The organism is Archangium sp., assembly GCF_057119385.1.
Genome location: NZ_DBNGVP010000199.1, coordinates 1 through 19,329 on the forward strand (window position 1 = coordinate 1; position 19,329 = coordinate 19,329).

6 protein-coding genes are annotated in these 19,329 nt (G+C 71.4%); 2 read left to right on the top strand and 4 right to left on the bottom strand.

Annotation, left to right across the window (positions count from 1 at the left end; genetic code table 11):
- Positions 1-181: 181 nt before the first annotated feature.
- The 4 genes from AC16DP_RS45950 to AC16DP_RS45965 all read right to left on the bottom strand — a co-directional run bounded on the left by AC16DP_RS45950 (position 182) and on the right by AC16DP_RS45965 (position 5,786).
- On the bottom strand, positions 182-3,349 hold the full coding sequence (locus tag AC16DP_RS45950; RefSeq protein ID WP_329727071.1) for a protein kinase domain-containing protein: 3,168 nt from the start codon (positions 3,347-3,349) through the stop codon (positions 182-184).
- A gap of 279 nt (positions 3,350-3,628) precedes the next feature.
- Complete coding sequence (locus AC16DP_RS45955; protein ID WP_329727072.1) at positions 3,629-4,195, bottom strand: hypothetical protein; 567 nt, start codon at positions 4,193-4,195, stop codon at positions 3,629-3,631.
- Entirely contained in the window at positions 4,192-5,214 is a 1,023-nt protein-coding gene (locus tag AC16DP_RS45960; RefSeq protein WP_329727073.1) for a M28 family peptidase, read from the bottom strand. The genes AC16DP_RS45955 and AC16DP_RS45960 overlap by 4 nt, the downstream gene beginning before the upstream one ends.
- On the bottom strand, positions 5,211-5,786 hold the full coding sequence (locus tag AC16DP_RS45965) for a hypothetical protein (protein WP_329727074.1): 576 nt from the start codon (positions 5,784-5,786) through the stop codon (positions 5,211-5,213). Before AC16DP_RS45965 ends, AC16DP_RS45960 begins: the two co-directional genes overlap by 4 nt.
- Positions 5,787-5,989: 203 nt before the next feature.
- Here AC16DP_RS45965 and AC16DP_RS45970 point away from each other — a divergent pair, with 203 nt between their 5' ends.
- Together AC16DP_RS45970 and AC16DP_RS45975 are read left to right on the top strand one after the other, a co-directional pair.
- Positions 5,990-14,545: a non-ribosomal peptide synthetase gene (locus AC16DP_RS45970; protein ID WP_329727075.1), complete on the top strand. Its 8,556-nt coding sequence runs from the start codon at positions 5,990-5,992 to the stop codon at positions 14,543-14,545.
- The coding region (locus tag AC16DP_RS45975) for a type I polyketide synthase (protein WP_483957086.1) at positions 14,538-19,329 on the top strand (4,792 nt) is incomplete at its 3' end. The genes AC16DP_RS45970 and AC16DP_RS45975, both read left to right, overlap by 8 nt.

Consider the following 19,329-nt stretch of genomic DNA (forward strand, 5'->3'; position numbering starts at 1 on the left):
CACGCAAGACTCGCTTCCGGCTGGCGGCCTCCTTTGCCGGGCGGGGTTTGAACCCGCAGGGTCCCTTCGTGAAGTTTCCGCTCCTACATCGCTTCCTCCTCACCCAGGCTTCGCCTGGCGCACTCCAGCTGTTGGACAAGTTCGTGAAGAGCGCGCCCGGGAGGCCGCCTGGGCTCGCGGCTCAGGCGATCGCGGAAGCGGAGGCCGGAGTCATCGCCGCCGTCACGGGAGCCGGGGCCGGAGTCACCGACGCCCGGCGTGGCTGCAACGCACGCCGCAGCTTGGCCACCAGCACCTCCGGGTTGACGGGGTACGTGAGGACGTCATCCGCGCCGGCATCCAGCCCGGCCTCCACCAGTCCCGGGTCCTCCGGGGGCGCCAGCACGAAGATGGGCAGCGAAGCCGTCTCCGACGTGGAGCGCAGTGAGCGCGTGAGCTCGGCACCGTCCCCGTCCGGGAGCCGCGAGGCCACCACCAGGGCCTGGCTGCCCTCGGACAGCAGCACGCGGGCCCGGGCCGCGGAGTCGGCGAGCACCACCCGCACCCCGTCCGCGAGGAAGCGCGCCTGGAGCGCCGAGGCCCGTGCCGCGTTGGGCTCGGCGAGCACCACCGTGTGCGAGGCCTTCTCGCCCAGCACCAGCTCCATCACCTCCGCGGAGAGCGCCTCGAGGGCCGCCGCGGGCAGCTTCGCCTCGGCGCGCAGCTTGACGAGCGACTGCGACGCGGCCGCAGCCCCCAGCATGGCCGTACCCGCCACCTCCAGCAGCGACACCGCCGCGGCCAGCGCCTGCGTGGCCTTGTCCGCCTTCTCCGTCAGCGGCGCCGCGTCCCGGGTGCACGCGCCGATGAGTCCGGCCAGCTCGCCCGCGTCCCGGCCGAGGATGGCGCGCATCGACTCGCACGAGGGCCGGGTGAAGCGATCGCTCGACCCCGACTCCTGGAAGGCCGCGAGCGCCAGCGCATAGGCCACCGCCGAGGCCCGCTCGGCCTCCGCACGCCCCGCACCGAGCCGCCGGGCCACGCGCCGGGCCAGCTTGGCCAGCGCCGCGCCCTGCACCCCCACCCCACCGAGCGCCGCGAGCGCCGCGTCCACCACGCGCGCATGCAACCGCGCCGCGCGGCTCAACGGACCCGCCTCACCTCCCAGGGCCTCGGCCAGCGAGGGCAGCACGCGCACCTCCATGGAGGGCGCCACCGTCATCAACCGCGCCACCACCGAGGGCGCGTCCGGCACCGTGTCCGCGGCCACCAGCGCCACCTCGGTCCCGCCCAGCGCCATGGCCTTCTCCACGTCCGCGGCGCTGCTGCCCGAGGCCGCCACGCCCTGACGCGTGAGCAACCGCACCGCCGCGTCGCGCAGCTCCGGGTCGTCCGACACCACCAGCATGGTGCGCGCCAGCGAGGCGGGCGCGGGCGTCGCGCGCAGCACCGGCGGCGCGGGCACGGGCACGGGCTCGAGCACCGGCGGCGAGGCCGCGGGTGGCGGCGTGGGCACCGCGGAGATCTCCTCGAAGGCGGACTCGTCCAGCAGCCGCTCGCGCGTGCGGGTGTGCTTGTCGGCGTAGGGGGTGACACCCTTGTCCGACTCCGAGCCCGCCAGCGGCATGATGTTGGACCAGTCATCCATCTGGTCCGGGTCATCCCCGCGGTAGAAGCGGCCGATGGCGCGGCGGATGGCGCCCTCGGTGGCGTAGATGCCGCGCACGGAGCAGCCGGTGATGAACTTCAGCTCGTCCAGGCGGGCCAGGTCGCGCGGCTCGCGCATGGCGCACACCAGCTCCTTGGACTGCTGGGCCACCGGCACCGCCTCGAGCCGCTCGGCCTTCTCCACCGGCAGCAGTGACAGCAGCGCCTTGGGCACCGGCATGGTGCGCAGCACCTTGTCCGAGACGAAGGAGATGCCACCCTGCTCGCTGAGCGCGCGGACCACGTCCTCCTCGGACACGAGCCCCTCGGCCACGAGCAGCTCGCCGATGCGGCCACCGGTGCGCTTCTGCCGCTCCAGCGCGCCCTTGAGCTGCGTCTCCGACAGCCGGCCCGAGGACACCAGCATCTCCCCCAGCTTGCGGCGCGGCGGGCGCATCACCCGCGTCTGCGTCGGCAGCGAGAGCGAGGTGTTGAGCCCGGGCTGCGTCCCCGTGCGCACACCCGTCGGCGGTCCCACCGGCATGGTGACGGAGGTGTTGCGCACGGCGGGCTGCGGAGGCACCGTCATGGTGACGGAGGTGCCCGCGCGCGCCTCGGGCGGCGGAGGCGGCGGCGTCAACCGGCCCGGGTCCGTCACCGCCCGCATCGAGGGCAGCGACGAGGTGCCCGGACGCGGCCCTCCCGGGAAGGGCGGGCGCGAGCGCACCGAGGTGAGCGTCTGCGGGCGCTGCAGCCCCGCGTCCGAGCCGAGGCGGATCTCCTCGCCCCGGACCTCGGTGGCGCCCTCCAGCGGCGAGCGGCGCTCGGGGAAGCAGCGCGAGAAGAGCGCCGCCACGTCCTGCGGACCCACGCGCAGCCGGTGGTCGAAGAGGAAGTTCTGCAGCGCGTCCGAGATGTCCCGCGCCCGCTGGAAGCGCGCGGACGGCTCCGGCGCCAGCGCCCGGGTGACGATGCTCCAGAGGGCCGGCGGCACCCCCGGCACCGGCGCCAGGCTCTTCACGTCGAACTGGGCGATGTTGCGCAGCGTCAGGAAGTAGTCCGGCCCGCTGAAGAGCTGCCGGCCCGCGAGCAGCTCGTACAGCATCAGGCCGATGAGGAAGAGGTCCGCGCGTTGATCCACCTCCGCGCCCTTCACCTGCTCCGGCGCGAGGTAGCCCGCCTTGCCCTTCACCACGCCCGCCTGGGTGCCGTTCTGCGCGTTGGCCGCCTTGGCGATGCCGAAGTCCGCCAGCTTCACCTCGCCGCTGCTGGCCACCATCACGTTGGACGGGTTGACGTCCCGGTGGATGATGTTGAGCGGCCGGCCCATCGCATCCACGCGGCCGTGCGCGTACGCCAGGCCCTCGGTCACCTGCTGGACGATGAAGCACACCTCGCGCAGCCCCAGCGGCACCTGGTTGCCCGCGGCCCCGCGCTGCACCGCGCGCAGGTTCTCCCCGTCCACGAACTCCATCACCATGTAGTACTGGCCGTTGATGGAGCCCAGGTCGAACACCTGCACCACGTTGGCGTGCTGCAGGCACACCGTCAGCTTCGCCTCGCGCAGGAACAGCTCCACGAACTCCCGGTCCTGCGCCAGCGACGGAAGGATGCGCTTGACCGCGACCGGCTTCTCGAAGCCCTCGGCCCCGACCACCTTGGCCAGGAACACCTCCGCCATGCCGCCTGCCGCCAGCTTGCGGATGAGTCGGTATGTGGCCATGCCGGCACCTCCCCCATCTCCCTTGGTTCCGTGCTCGGTATGCGCACGGGGGGGAGGGTTGGTGAGTGCCCTTCGCCTCGGGACGTGATGAACGTCCACCCGGCGGCACTCCACTGACGCACCGCGCCCCTGGGGCGTTCACGGGTGGTCAACCGCATGGGCCCCCGGTCCCGGTGGGCCCCTCTGCGGCACGGGGGCAGGTGGCGGCACATGTGCCTCCACTCCGCCGCTCCCGTATCCGGCGGGATCAGAAAATTCGAAGCGGGCCGCCCGGCGCCGCTAGAACGACACGCCCACGCTGACCAGGTTGAGCTGGTAGGCCACGCCCCACCCGGGGAACTCCGGGCTGACGCCCAGGCCGAACTCGAGCAGGGAAATCTCTCCCCCCGCCACGTTGAAGCGCGCGGGCGCCAACAGGAAGCCCAGGGCCACGGGCGGCGTGCGGATGGCGACGGGGTGATCCACGGTGACGAAGGTCAACCGCTCCCCGAAGAAGCTGGTGAGCGTCAACAGCGCGGCCGGGGAGTAGAGCCCCTTGCGCTGCACGCCCGCGGCCAGCTGCACGGGCACCGCGTTGCCCAGGTTCGTCAGGAAGCCCACGTCCGCCTGGAGGATGAAGCGGTCCTGGATGATGTCACGCACCCCCACGGAGCCGCCGAACACTCCGACGGAGCGGCTGTTGGACAGGTACGCGTGCACGCCCCCGCGGCTGTACACCCCGAACCGATGGACCGGGGCCTCGGCGGCGGGAGCCGTCTCGGCCGCTGGCTGCTCGCCCTCGGCGCGAGCCTCCACCGCGGTGAGCCCGGCGAGCGCCAGCGCTCCAGCCAGAAGGGTGCGCTTCATCGCGGACCTCCCGCCCAGTAGGCGATGGCGGCGGCGGAGATCTGCACGGCCCTGTGGAACCGGACGGGATCCAGCACGTCGATGGTGTCCTTCGGGTTGTGGTACCCGGGGTTGCGGAAGTAGGCCGTGTCGGTGATGAAGATGGCCTGGTGACCGCTCAACCAGAAGGGGCCGTGATCGCTGCGCAGCAGCGGTGCGCTGCCCGCGTTGTTGCCCAGGCCGCTGGTCACGATGCCGAACATGATGGTGGAGTCGAACGCATCGTTGAGGGCGGAGATCTCGTCCACGCGCGCCAGCGAGTTGTCATTTCCCAGCACGGTCAGGAAGTTGCCCTGGCTGGGAGCCGGCAGGCCGAGCGCCCCCTGCTGCGAGCCCGGCTCGTCGCTGTAGTAGCCCAGGCTGTCGAAGTTGACCGCCAGCACCACGTCGTTCTTCTCGCGCAGCGACTCCACGTAGCGGGCACTGCCCACGTAGGCGTACTCCTCGAGGTCGAAGCCCACGAAGCGCAGCGTGCGATCGAACTTGTACTGCGACAGGACGCGGGCGATCTCCAGCACCGCGGCCACGCCCGTGCTGTTGTCGTCCGCCGCCGCGTAGTAGGCGTCGAAGTGGGCGGAGATGAGGACCACCTCCTCCGGGTACTTCACGCCCTTGTACTCGGCGATGACGTTGGAAGCGGTCAGCTTGTCCTTGGCCACCACCTGGCGGCTCATCGTCAGGGTGCCGAGCTGCTGCAGCCGGTTGTACATCAGCTCCCCCGCCTTCACGCGGGTGAGGTTGCACAGCTCCGGGAAGACGGAGCCGTTGGCGCCCACCAGCGAGCAGTCCATCGGCTCCTCGGACTTGTGGGTCGCCACCAGGTCGGCCACGGTGAGCATCAGGCGATCCTTGTCGATCTCCTGGATCATGCTCTCGATGGGGGGCAGCTGCGTGGTGTCCAGCGGGGTGACGGGCGCGCAGGCGGCGGTCCCCAGCAGGGCGCCCGCGAGCAGCATCGTGCGAGTGGAAGAGCGGTTCACAGGTTCACTCCCAGGCGAATCAGGGTGAGGCGCACGCTGGTGGCGGAGCCCAGGGGCGGCAGGCTCGAGCCGAAGTTGAACTCCAAGGCGCTCAGCAGCACCGGCCCCAGGTGGAAGCGCAGGGGCGCCGCGCCGAAGCCGAAATACGCCGGGCCCAGCAGCTTCTGCTCGATCTGCCCCACGTCGTTGTCCCCCAGCAGCGGGTAGAGGGTGGCCATGCCGCTCACCCCGAACTCGGGGCCGGCCGCGGCCTCCCAGATACCGAAGCGCGCCGTGACGCGGGCCTGGACGTAGACCTCCAGGGGCATGGGCCGCAGGACGGTGGGGAGGTGCCCGCGCAAGCCTCCACCCACCCACACCCGGCTCAAGAAGCCCTCGGCTCCCAGGGCGCGGTGGTACGCCACCTCGGCCGCGAAGATCTGCGGGGTGCGGCTGTAGGACGAGATGTACGAGATGTTGGTCAGGCCGGCCGAGAGCTCCTGGGCCGGAGACTTCGCGGGCGGCTCCGCCTGCGCGGGCCAGGCCACCAGCGCCAGGCAGGCGGGCAGCCACTTCATCCAGTTCCGCATCATGATCGGGGGGTTGCTCCTGAACGCGTCACGGCCTTGGTGTGCCCTGCTGCCACTACCTCCGCCGCCTCACCCTGAAACTTGCGTCAGTATTGGACGGCAGAATAGCTTCTGTCCAGTATCGAAACAGGGACGTCACATCACGTTGCACGACCTGTTGGGTTGTTCCGTTCCCACGCCGGACGAGCCCGGCGGAGACATTCGAGATGCGCCCCCCCCAGATTGAGCCTGCGACCCTCGTGGACCTGGTGGAGGCACGCGCCTCCATCGCGCCATCTCAGCGCCTGTACACCTTCCTGGAGGACTCCGAAGGCGACGAGTCCACGATGACGTACGCGCAACTGGATGACCGCGCGCGGCTCATCGCGGCGGAGCTCCAGAAGGTGGCGAAGCCCGGGGACCGGGTGATGCTGCTCTACCCGCCAGGTCTCGAGTACATCGCGGGCTACTTCGGGTGCCTCTACGCGGGCATGGTGGCGGTGCCGGCCTATCCGCCGGACCCCATGCGGCTGGAGCGGACGCTGCCGCGCCTGCGGGCGATCATCCAGGACGCGCAGGCGTCGGTGGTGCTCACCGTGGCCTTCATCCACGGCATGGGCGAGTTCCTCTTCGAGCAGGCGCCGGACCTGCGCGCCCTGCACTGGATGGCCACGGATGACCTGGCCGCGGAGCCGCAACCGGCGTGGAAGCGGCCGGAGCTGCGGCGCGAGTCGCTGGCCTTCCTCCAGTACACCTCGGGCTCCACGGGCACGCCCAAGGGGGTCATGCTCAGCCATGGCAACCTGTTGCATAACCTCGAGTGCATCGCCCGCTCCTTCGGAACGACGGAGGAGTCGGTGGGCGTCATCTGGCTGCCGCCGTACCACGACATGGGGCTGATCGGCGGCATCCTCCAGCCGCTGTACCGGGGCTTCCCGGTGGCGCTGATGTCGCCGCTGACGTTCCTCAAGCAGCCGCGGCGCTGGCTGCAGGCCGTGTCGCGCTTCGGCGCCACGGTGAGCGGTGGGCCCAACTTCGCCTACGACCTGGCCTTGCGGAAGATGACGCCGGAGGAGCGCGCGCAGCTGGACCTGAGCCGCTGGAAGGTGGCCTTCACCGGAGCCGAGCCGGTCCGCACCGAGACGATGGAGCGCTTCATGGAGGCCTTCGGGCCCCAGGGCTTCCGGCGCGAGTTCATCTACCCCTGCTACGGCCTGGCCGAGGGCACGCTCATCGCCTCGGGTGGAGACGCCGCGAAGCCGCCGCGGGTGATGACGCTGCGGGCCTCGGCGCTGGCGCGCAACGAGGTGGTGACGGCGGACCCGGCCGACCCGGACGCGCGGCTGATGGTGGGCTGCGGCCAGACGATGCCGGAGCAGGAGCTGCTCATCGCGGACCTGGAGAACACGCGGCGGTGCCCGCCGGGCCGGGTGGGTGAAATCTGGGTGCGCGGCCCGAGCGTCGCGCTGGGTTACTGGCAGCGTCCCGAGGAGACGCAACACACCTTCCACGGCCAGCTGAGCGACAGCGGCGAGGGCCCGTGGCTGCGCACGGGAGACCTGGGCTTCCTGCGCGAGGACGGGGAGCTGTTCATCACCGGCCGGCTCAAGGACCTCATCATCATCCGCGGGCGCAACCACTACCCGCAGGACATCGAGATGACGGTGGAGCAGAGCCATCCGGCGCTGCGTCCGGGGTGCGGCGCGGCCTTCGCCCTGGAGGTGGAGGGCGAGGAGCGGCTGGTGGTGGTGCAGGAGGTGGATCCGCGCAAGCTGCCGGACCCGCCCGAGTCCCTGGTGGGAATCATCCGCCAGCGCGTGGCGGAGCTGCACGAGCTGCAGCTGCACTCGGTGGTGCTCATCGAGCCGGGCTCCATTCCCAAGACGTCCAGCGGGAAGATCCAGCGCCGCGCCTGCCGCACGAGCCTGGTCGCGGGCGAGCTGCGTCCGGTGCTGTCGTGGGAGGAGTCGCGTCAGACGGAGACCGTGGCGCCCCAGGCCGCGGCGGCGCCTGTCGTGGCGGACGCGGGCCCGGTGGCGGACGAGAACGTGGAGGCGTGGCTGCTGGAGCGGCTGCCCGTGCTATTGCGGGTGCGCCGTGAGGAGGTGGACGCCTCGGTACCCCTCACCCGCATGGGCCTGGACTCGATGGCCTCGGTGGAGATGACGGGGGAGATCGAGCGGGTGTTCGGCGTGAGCCTGCCCATGGAGGCGCTGCTCCAGGGCCCGAGCACGGCCGAGCTGGCGCGCCTCATCATCGCCCGTCGCGCGGAGTCCTCCGCGACGCGCATCACCATTGCCCGCCGGACCTCGGACGTGGAGCTGCCGCTGTCGTTCGCCCAGCAGCGGCTGTGGTTCCTGGATCAGCTCGAGCCGGACAACGCCTTCTACAACATCCCCACGGCGCTGCGGCTCGAGGGCACGCTGGACGTGTCGGCCCTGGAGCGGAGCTTCGCCACGCTCCTGAAGCGCCACGAGTCGCTGCGGACGACGGTGAGCACCGTCGACGGCCGGGCCTCCCAGGTCATCGCCCCGGAGGCGAGCCTGCCCCTGCCGGTGGTGGACCTGTCCGCGCTGCCGGAGTCCGCTCGGCGGGAAGAGGCGCGCCGGCTCATCACCGAGGAGGCGCGCAAGCCGTTCGACCTCGCGCGTGGGCCGCTGCTGCGCGTGACGCTGCTGAAGCTGGGCGGGCGCGAGCACCTGCTGCTGGCGACGATGCACCACATCCTCTCGGATGGTTGGTCCATGGGCGTGCTCGTGCGCGAGCTGGCCCAGGTGTACGAGGCGTTCCTGGCGGGGAGGAAGCCGGAGCTGCCGGGGCTGCCCATCCAGTACGCCGACTACGCGCTGTGGCTGCGCGGGTGGATGAAGGGCGAGGTGCTCGAGCAGCAGCTCGGCTGGTGGCGGAAGTACCTCGCGGGAGCGCCGCCGGTGCTGGAGCTGCCCACGGACAGGCCGCGCCCGGCGGTGCAGACGTACCGGGGCGCGAAGCTGCCGGTGCACCTGCCGCGCGAGCTGGCCGAGGGCCTCGATGCGCTGAGCCTGCGCGAGGGTGTCACGCCCTTCATGGCGCTGCTGGCGGCCTTCAAGGTGCTGCTGCACCGCTGCTCGGGACAGATTGATCTGACGGTGGGCACGCCCATCGCGGGCCGCGAGCGCCCCGAGACGCACGGGCTGATCGGCCTGTTCGTCAACACGCTCGTGCTGCGCACGAACCTGGAGGCCGAGCCCACCTTCCGTGAGCTGCTCCAACGCGTGCGCGAGGGAGCGCTGGGGGCCTACGCCCACCAGGACGTCCCCTTCGAGAAGCTCGTGGACGAGTTGCAGCCGGTGCGTGACCTGAGCCGCACGCCGCTGTTCCAGGTGATGTTCGTGCTGCAGAACGCCCAGGGCGCGCTGCCGCAGATGCCCGGCCTGCGCCTGAGCACCGAGGACACGCACACGGGCACGGCGATGTTCGACCTGCACCTCTCGCTGTCCCGCGAGGAGCAGGGGCTGGTGGGCGCCTTCGAGTACAACACCGACCTCTTCGATGGCTCCACCATCACCCGGCTCGGGGTGTACCTGACGAACCTGCTGAAGGGCATCGTCGCGGACCCCGGCCAGCGCATCTCCCGGCTGCCCATGCTGCCCGAGGCGGAGCGCCAGCGCGTCCTGGTGGACTGGAACCAGACGGCGCTCCCGCGTCCCGCCGAGGCCCGCCTGCACCTCCTGGTCGAGCAGCAGGTGGACCGCACGCCGGAGGCCGTGGCCGTCACCTCCGAGGGCCAGAGCCTCACCTACCGCCAGCTCGATCAGCGCGCCAACCAGCTCGCCCACCACCTGCTGTCCCTGGGCGTGGGGCCGGAGATTCCCGTCGGCGTCTGCACCGACCGCTCCATCGAGATGGTCGTGGCCCTGCTCGGCATCCTCAAGGCCGGTAGCGCGTACGTGCCCATCGATCCCAGCTATCCCCAGGATCGCCTCGCGTACATGCTCCAGGACTCGAACGTGCGCGTGCTGCTCACCCAGCAGCACCTCGTGGAGCGCCTGCCCGCCTCCGCCGCCACGCGCGTGTGCCTGGATTCCCAGTGGAGTCAGATCGCCGCGCACGGCACCGCGCGGCCCCAGGTCCCCGTCGACGCGCAGGGGCTCGCGTACATCATCTACACCTCGGGCTCCACCGGCCGCCCCAAGGGCGCCATGAACTTCCACCAGGCCATCTGCAACCGCCTGCTCTGGATGCAGGAGGCCTATGGCCTCGGTGCCCAGGACGCCGTCCTGCAGAAGACCCCGTTCAGCTTCGACGTGTCCGTCTGGGAGTTCTTCTGGACCCTGATGACGGGTGCGCGCCTCGTCGTCGCGAAGCCCGGCGGCCACCAGGATGCCGCCTACCTCGTGGACCTCATCCAGCGCGAGCGCATCACCACGCTGCACTTCGTGCCCTCCATGCTCCAGGTGTTCCTGGAGCAGCCGGGCGTGGAGCAGTGCCGTGGCCTCAAGCGCGTCATCTGCAGCGGTGAGGCCCTCGCCGTGGAGCACGTGGAGCGCTTCCACTCCAAGCTGAAGGCCGGGCTGCACAACCTCTACGGCCCCACCGAGGCCGCCGTCGACGTGACGTTCTGGGAGTGCAAGCCGGGCGACAAGCGCCGCTCCATCCCCATCGGCCGCCCCGTGTCCAACACGCGGATGTACGTGCTGGATGGCCAGATGAACCCGGTGCCCGTGGGCGTGCCCGGTGAGCTGTACATCGGCGGCGTGCAGCCGGCCCGCGGCTACTGGAACCGGCCCGAGCTGACCGCCGAGAAGTTCGTCCCGGACCCGTACGCCACGCAGCCCGGCGCGCGCCTGTACCGCACCGGCGACCTCGCCCGGTTCCTGCCCGGCGGGGAGATCGAGTACCTCGGCCGCATCGACAACCAGGTGAAGGTGCGCGGCTTCCGCATCGAGCTGGGCGAGATCGAATCCGCCCTGTTGCAACACCCGGCGCTCAAGGAGGCCGTGGTGGTGGCCCGTGAGGACTCCCCGGGCGACAAGCGGCTCGTGGCGTACGTCGTGGCGGCCGGCCAGGAGCCCACGCGCGACGAGCTGCGGGCGCACCTCGGCAAGCTGCTGCCCGAGTACATGGTGCCGATGGCCTTCGTGTCCCTGGCGGCCATGCCCCTGTCTCCCAACGGCAAGCTGGACCGCAAGATGCTCCCCGCGCCCCAGTTCGCGCGGCCGGAGCGCACCTACGTCGCGCCGGAGACGCACGAGGAGAAGGTGCTCGCCACCCTCTTCGCCGAGGTGCTGGGCCTGGAGCAGGTGGGCGCCGAGGACAACTTCTTCGAGCTGGGCGGTGACTCCATCCGCAGCATCCCCGTCGTCGCCCGCGCCGGCCAGCAGGGCCTGCGCTTCAGCGTGGCGCAGCTCTTCCAGAATCCCACGCCGCGGGCACTGGCTCGCGCGTTGGGCAACGAGACGGCGCGTCCCGAGCAGACCCCGCGCACCTCGCCCTTCAGCCTCGTGTCCGAGAAGGACCGGAGCGCGCTGCCCGAGGGCCTCGAGGACGCCTTCCCCATGAGCTCGCTCCAGCTCGGCATGGTGTTCCACGCCGAGCTGAACCCGGAGAAGGCCGTCTACCTCAACGTCAACCACGTCCGGCTCGAGGGCCGCTTCGAGCGCGGGGCCATGGAGCAGGCGCTGGCGGACATCACCGCCCGCCACGCCATCCTCCGCACCAGCTACGCGCTGACGGGCTACTCCGAGCCGCTCCAGCTCATCCACCGCGCCGCGCAGCTGCCGCTCACCGTGAAGGATCTGCGCGGACAGAGTGCGGAGCAGCAGGAGGCAGTGCTCGCGGCCCACTACGCCGCCGAGCACCAGCAGCGCTTCGACCTGACGCGGCCTCCGCTGCTGCGCTGCACGGCGCACCTGCTCTCCGAGGACACCTTCGAGCTCGGGTGGACCGAGCACCACGTCATCGGCGACGGCTGGAGCATCAACTCGCTCATCGCCGAGCTGTTCGAGCACTACCTGGCGCACCGGGAGGGCACGCCGCCCGCCGTGGCGCCGCTGCCGGAGCAGTCCTTCCGCGACTTCATCGTCATGGAGCGCGAGGCCATGCGCGGCGAGGCCACCCGGGCTTTCTGGGCCGGCCAGGTGAAGGGGCTCGTCCCCGGCACGCTCACGCGCTGGCCGCACCCCGCCGAGAACCGTCCCGCCCCGGCCTTCCACCAGCAGCGCGTCGCCATCTCCTCCGAGCTGTCCCAGGCGCTCAAGCAGGTGGCGCGCAACGCGGGCGTCCCCATCAAGACGGTGCTGCTCGCCGCGCACGTCCGGGTGATGGGCCAGCTCTCCGCCCAGCGGGACGTCGTCACCGGCCTCGTGTGCAACGGGCGCCCGGAGACGGCGGATGGAGATCAGGTGAAGGGCCTGTTCCTCAACACCCTGCCCTTCCGGATGGAGCTGGAGCCGGGCCGCAGCTGGAGGGAGCTCCTCCAGGAGACCTTCCGCCACGAGCGCGACCTGCTCCCGCACCGCCGCTTCCCGCTCAGCGAGGTGCAGCGCGCCGCGCCCGGCGTGACGCTCTTCGAGACGATGTTCGACTTCACCCACTTCCACATGTACCGCAAGGTCATGGACCGGGGCGGGCTGAAGCTGCTCGGCTCGAGTGAGTTCGCGCGCACCAACTTCGCCCTCGCGGTGGAGGCGGGCCTCGACTTCGTCACCTCGGACGTGCGGGTGCAGCTCTACTACGACCCGAGCGACCTGCCGGATGCGCAGATGCAGGCGCTCGCGGGCCACTACGCCGCGGCGCTCGAGCAGATCGCCCGCGACCCCTCGGCCCGCCACGACGCGCGACCGCTCCTGCCGGAAGACGAGCGCAGGCGCGTGCTGGTGGAGTGGAACCAGACGGCCCTCCCGCGTCCCGCCGAGGCCCGCCTGCACCTGATGGTGGAGCAGCAGGTGGACCGCACGCCGGACGCGCCCGCCGTCACGTACGAGGGCCAGAGCCTCACGTACCGGGAGCTCGATCAGCGCGCCAACCAACTCGCCCACCACCTGCTGTCGCTGGGTGTCGGGCCCGAGGTCCCCGTCGGCGTCTGCACCGACCGCTCCCTCGAGATGGTCGTGGCCCTGCTCGGCATCCTCAAGGCCGGTGGCGCCTACGTGCCGCTGGACCCGGGCTATCCGCAGGACCGCCTCGCGTACATGCTCCAGGATTCGAGCGTGCGCGTGCTGCTCACCCAGCAGCACCTCGTGGAGCGCCTGCCCGATTCTTCCGCCACGCGCGTGTGCCTGGATTCCCAGTGGAGCCAGGTGGCCGCGCACAGCACCGCCCGGCCCCAGGTCCCGGTCGAGGCCCAGGGGCTCGCGTACATCATCTACACGTCGGGCTCCACCGGCCGCCCCAAGGGCGCGATGAACTTCCACCGGGCCATCTGCAACCGCCTGCTGTGGATGCAGGAAGCGTATGGCCTGGGGACGCAGGACTCGGTCCTGCAGAAGACGCCCTTCAGCTTCGACGTGTCCGTCTGGGAGTTCTTCTGGACCCTCATGATGGGCGCGCGCCTGGTGGTGGCGAAGCCCGGTGGGCATCAGGACCCGGGCTATCTGGTGGACCTCATCCAGCGCGAGCGCATCACCACGCTGCACTTCGTGCCCTCCATGCTCCAGGTGTTCCTGGAGCAGTCGGGCGTGGAGCAGTGCCGCGGCCTCAAGCGCGTCGTCTGCAGCGGCGAGGCGCTCGGAATCGAGCTGGTGGAGCGCTTCCACTCCAAGCTGAAGGCCGAGCTGCACAACCTCTACGGCCCCACCGAGGCCGCCGTGGACGTGACGTTCTTCGAGTGCAAGCCGGGCGACAAGCGCCGCACCATCCCCATTGGCCGGCCCGTCGCCAACACGCAGATGTACGTGCTGGACGGCCACCTGCATCCGGTGCCCGTGGGCGTGGCCGGTGAGCTGTACATCGGCGGTGTGCAGCCGGCCCGTGGCTACTGGAACCGGCCCGAGCTGACGGCCGAGAAGTTCATCCCCGACCCGTACGCCACCGAGCCCGGCGCGCGCCTGTACCGCACCGGAGATCTCGCGCGGTTCCTGCCCGACGGGGAGATCGAGTACCTGGGCCGCATCGACAACCAGGTGAAGGTGCGTGGCTTCCGCATCGAGCTGGGAGAGATCGAATCGGCCCTGTTGCAACACCCGGCCCTCAAGGAGACCGTGGTCGTCGCCCGGGAGGACGTGCCAGGAGACAAGCGCCTGGTCGCCTACTACGTGGCAACCGGGCAGGCGCCCTCGCTGGAGGAGCTGCGCGCCCACCTGGGTCAGCGGCTCCCCGAGCACATGGTGCCCGCGGCCTTCGTGCCCCTGGCGGCCATGCCCCTGTCTCCCAACGGCAAGCTGGACCGCAAGGCGCTGCCGGCTCCGGAGGGCCTGCGCCTCCAGTCCGACACGCCCTACGTGGAGCCGAGGACCGAGCTGGAGCGCAACCTCGCGCGGCTGTGGCAGGAGGTGCTCGGCGTCGAGCAGGTCGGCATCCACGACCGCTTCTTCGACGTGGGCGGCAACTCGCTGCTGCTCGTTCGAGCGCATGGCCGGCTGTGTGCCGAACTGGGCCTTGAAATCGCACTGACCGAACTCTTCAAATACCCATCCATCGGCGCACTCGCCTCCTACCTCGCTGGACGCACGAACGACGGGCCAGACCTGCGCCAGGAGAGCCAGGAGCGCGCCGACAATCGCAGGACGCTGCTCGAGCAGAGACGCCGTGTACGCAGGGCAGGCCGCGCAGAGCAGGACACAGGGGAAACGCCGGATGAGTAGTGACAACGAGGTGTCCGAGCAGTTCGAGACCATTGCCATCGTCGGCATGACGGGCCGCTTTCCCGGGGCCCGGGACCTCGAGACCTTCTGGCGCAACCTCTGTCAGGGCGTGGAAGCCCGCGTCTCCTTCTCCGACGAGGAGCTGGAGGCCGCCGGCGTGGACTCCGCTTTGCGGGGCCAGCCCGCCTATGTGCGCGCCGGCTTCCCGCTCGAGGGCCCCGAGCTCTTCGACGCGGGCTTCTTCGGCTTCAACCCGCGCGAGGCCGAGCTGCTCGATCCACAGCACCGCCTCTTCCTGGAGTGCGCGTGGGAGGCGCTGGAGCGCGCGGGCCATGACCCCGAGCGCCACCGCGGCTCCATCTCCGTCTTCGCCAGCACCAGCATCAGCAGCTACCTGCTCTACAACCTGATGTCGCGGCCGGACGTGGTGCGCTCCGCGGGGCCCTATGCCCTGCTGCTCGCCAACGACAAGGACTTCCTGGCCACGCGCGTCTCGCACAAGCTCAACCTGCGCGGGCCCAGCATCAACGTGCAGACGGCGTGCTCCAGCTCGCTGGTGGCCGTGCACCTGGCCTGCCAGAGCCTGCTGTCCGGTGAGTCGGACATGGCGCTGGCCGGCGGTGTCTCCATCGGCTTCCCCCAGCGCGCCGGCTACATGTTCCAGGAGGGCTCCATCCTCTCGCCCGACGGGCACTGCCGCGCCTTCGACGCGCAGGGCCAGGGCACCGTGGCGGGCTCGGGCGTGGGCATCGTCGTCCTCAAGCGCGTGTCCGACGCGCTCAAGGACGGCGACTTCATCCACGCCGTCATCCGCGGCTCGGCCCTCAACAACGACGGCTCCGGCAAGGTGGGCTACACCGCGCCCAGCGTGGACGGACAGGCCGCCGCCATCTCCGAGGCCCTCGCCGTCGCCAACGTGAGCGCCAGCAGCATCCAGTACATCGAGGCCCACGGCACCGGCACCCGGCTGGGAGACCCCATCGAGATCGCCGGCCTCACCCAGGCCTTCAAGGACCAGGACGCCGGCCCGGCCTCGTGCGCCATCGGCTCGGTGAAGACGAACATCGGCCACCTGGACGCGGCGGCCGGCGTGACGGGCCTCATCAAGGCGGCGCTCGCGCTGCAGCACCGGCAGCTGCCCCCCAGCCTCCACTTCCGCGAGGCCAACCCCGGGCTCAGCCTGGAGCGCTCGCCCTTCTACGTCAACACCGCCCTGCGCGAGTGGCCCGAGAGCGAGGAGCCCCGGCGCGCCGGGGTGAGCTCCTTCGGCATCGGCGGCACCAACGCCCACGCCATCCTCGAGGAGGCGCCCCAGGTGGCGCGCACCCCGAGCGCCCGGCCCTGGCAGCTGCTGGTGCTCTCGGCGCGCTCGGCCCCGGCGCTGGAGCAGGCCACGGGCCAGCTCGCCGAGCACCTGTCGCGCCACCGGGAACTGGAGCTGGCCGATGTGGCCTTCACCCTCCAGGCGGGACGCCAGCGCTTCACCCACCGCCGCGCCGTGGTGTGCCGCGGCCTCGACGACGCGCGGGCCGTGCTCTCCGGACAGCACCCCCAGCGCCTGCTCACCCAGGTGCAGGAGGCCACCGAGCGCCCCGTCACCTTCCTCTTCCCGGGCCAGGGCTCGCAGCACGTGGGCATGGCGCGCGGCCTGTACGAGAGCGCGTCCGTCTTCCGCCAGAACCTGGACGCCTGCTGCAACAAGCTCCAGCCCCTGCTCGGCGTGGACCTGCGCGAGCTGCTCCACGTCCCCGAGGCGCGCGCCGCCGGGGCCACCGAGCGGCTGCAGCGGACCGCGCTCGCCCAGCCCGCCCTCTTCGTCATCGAGTACGCCCTGGCCCGCCAGTGGATGGCCCTCGGCGTGAAGCCGCGGGCCCTCATCGGCCACAGCCTCGGCGAGTACGTCGCCGCCTGCATCGCGGGCGTGCTGTCGCTGGATGATGCGCTCGCGCTGGTGGCGGCGCGCGGCAAGCTCATGCAGGCGCTGCCCGGGGGCACCATGCTCTCGGTGGCCCTGCCCGAGCAGCAGGTGCTGCCGCTGCTCGGCGAGCGCCTGTCGCTGGCCGCCGTCAACGCGCCCTCGCTGTGCGTCGTCTCCGGCCCCACGGACGCCATCGAGGCCCTGGAGGCCCGCCTCGCGCCCCTGGGCGTGGAGCACCGCCGGCTGCGCACCTCGCATGCCTTCCACTCGGCGATGATGGACCCCATCCTCGCCCCCTTCACCGAGCGCGTGAAGCAGGTGAAGCTGTCCGCGCCGAAGATTCCCTTCGTCTCCAACCTCACCGGCACGTGGATTACGGCCGAGCAGGCGACGGATCCGCGCTACTGGACCGAGCACCTGCGCCGGGCGGTGCGCTTCGGCGACGGCGTCACCACGGTGCTGGCCTCGCCGGACGCGCTGCTGCTCGAGGTGGGCCCCGGACAGGCGCTGGGCATGCTGGTGCGCCAGGCCGGCCCGGCCGCGGTGGGCCGCACGGTGCTCTCCTCGCTGCCGCGCGCGCGGGATGAGCAGACCGACGATGCCGCCTTCCTGGAGACGCTGGGCCGCATGTGGCTCGCCGGTGTGCAGGTGGAGTGGGCGAAGCTGCACGCGCCCGAGCGCCGGCACCGGTTGCCGCTGCCCACCTACCCCTTCCAGCGCCAGCGCTACTTCGTCGAGCCGCGGCGGATGCAGGGCGGCGCCTGGGCGGAGCCCTCGCTCGAGCGGGGCCAGGAGGACGCGCAGGTGCAGCAGGCCGCGCCCTCCGCGAAGCCCTCCGGCCGCCACCAGCGTCCGGACCTGGCCAACGCCTACGAGGCGCCGCGCGGTGACACCGAGCGGGGCGTGACCACGCTGTGGGAGGAGATGCTCGGCATCGAGGGCATCGGCCTCCACGACAACTTCTTCGAGCTGGGGGGCCACTCGCTGCTGGCCACGCAGATCGCCTCGCGCGTGCGCACGCTGTTCCAGGTGGAGGTGCCGCTGCGCGAGTTGCTCGAGCACCCCACCGTCGCGGGGCTGGCCGGGAAGATCGACGCCGCCCGGGGCGCGGGCCTCCAGCTGCCGGCCGAGGTGCTGCCGCGCGTGGCGCGGGACGGCGTGCTGCCGCTCTCGTCCGCCCAGCAGCGGCTGTGGTTCTTCGACCAGCTCCAGCCGGGCACCTCGCTCTACAACATCCCCGTGGTGGTGCGGCTCGAGGGAACGCTGGACGCGGCCGTGCTGGAGCGCAGCCTGGCCGAGCTGGTGCGGCGCCACGAGTCGCTGCGCACCACCTTCGTGTCTCACGGCGGAGCGCCGGGCCAGGTCATCGCGCCCTCGGCGGAGCTGCCGCTCGTGCGGGTGGACCTGAGCGGCGAGCCCGAGGCGCGCCGTGCGGAGCAGCGGCACCAGCAGGTGCAGCGGGAGGCGATGCGGCCCTTCGACCTGGGCCAGGCCCCGCTGATGCGCGCGCTGCTGCTGAAGCTGGCCGGGCAGGAGCACGTGCTCGTGCTGACGATGCACCACATCATCTCGGACGGCTGGTCCCTGGGTGTGCTGCTGCGCGAGATGAGCGCGATCTACGCGGCCTTCTCGCAGGGGCTGCCCTCGCCGCTGCCGGAGCTGGCGGTGCAGTACGTGGACTACGCGGCCTGGCAGCAGGAGCGGCTCCAGGGCGAGGCGCTCGCCCCGCAGTTCGGCTACTGGCGCCAGCAGCTCGAGGGCGCGCCGCATGCGCTGGAGCTGCCCACCGACAGGCCCCGGCCTCCCGTGCAGACGTACCACGGTGCCACGCTCCGCACGCGGTTGCCGCTCGCCCTGAGCCAGGCCCTGAAGACGCTGGCCCAGCGGGAGGACGCCACGCCCTTCATGCTGCTGCTCGCGGCCTTCCAGGTGCTCATGTCCCGCTACTCGGGACAGGACGACATCTCCGTCGGCTCGCCCATCGCCGGCCGCAACCGCGGTGAGCTGGAGGGCCTCATCGGCTTCTTCGTCAACACGCTCGTGCTGCGCACCCGGCTCTCGACCCGGCGGAGCTTCCGCGAGCTGCTGGCGAGCGTGAAGCAGACGACGCTGGGGGCCTACGCCCACCAGGACGTGCCCTTCGAGAAGCTGGTGGAGGCACTCCAGCCCGAGCGCGACATGAGCCGCTCGCCGCTCTTCCAGGTGCTCTTCACCGTGCAGAACCCGCCCACGCTGGAGCTGGCGGCGCCGGGTCTGAAACTGAGCTCGCTGACGAGCGAGGGCGACACGGCCAAGTTCGACCTCGCCCTGACCCTGGTGGAGACGGACCAGGGCTTCACGAGCGAGCTGGAGTACAACACCGACCTGTACGAGGCCTCCACCGTCCAGCGGATGCTGGGGCACCTGCACGTGCTGCTGGAGGGCATCGCCGCCGCCCCCGAGCGCCAGGTCCGTGAGCTGCCCCTGCTCGGCGACTCCGAGCGCCGCCAGTTGCTGGTGGACTGGAACGCCACCCGCGTGGACTACCCGCACGAGTCCACCATCCCCTCGCTCTTCGAGGCCCAGGTGGAGCGCGCCCCTGACTCCGTTGCCGTGGAGTACCAGGGCCAGACTCTCACCTACCGCCAGCTCAACTCCCGCTCCAACCAGCTCGCCCACCACCTGCGCCAGCTCGGCGTCGGTCCCGAGGTCCGCGTCGGCCTGTGCCTCGAGCGCTCCCTGGAGCTCGTCGTCGGCATTCTCGGCGTCCTCAAGGCTGGCGGTACCTACGTCCCCTTCGACCCCTCCTACCCCGCCGACCGCCTGTCCTTCATGCTCCAGGACACCGGCGTGAAGGTCATCCTCACCCAGTCCCACCTGGCCAACG

Excerpts from the sequence above, each read along its gene's own strand:
- AC16DP_RS45950 (WP_329727071.1), bottom strand. The coding sequence starts at position 3,349 with ATGGCCACATACCGACTCATCCGCAAGCTGGCGGCAGGCGGCATGGCG.
- AC16DP_RS45965 (WP_329727074.1), bottom strand. The coding sequence starts at position 5,786 with ATGATGCGGAACTGGATGAAGTGGCTGCCCGCCTGCCTGGCGCTGGTG.
- AC16DP_RS45970 (WP_329727075.1), top strand. The coding sequence starts at position 5,990 with ATGCGCCCCCCCCAGATTGAGCCTGCGACCCTCGTGGACCTGGTGGAG.
- AC16DP_RS45955 (WP_329727072.1), bottom strand. The coding sequence starts at position 4,195 with ATGAAGCGCACCCTTCTGGCTGGAGCGCTGGCGCTCGCCGGGCTCACC.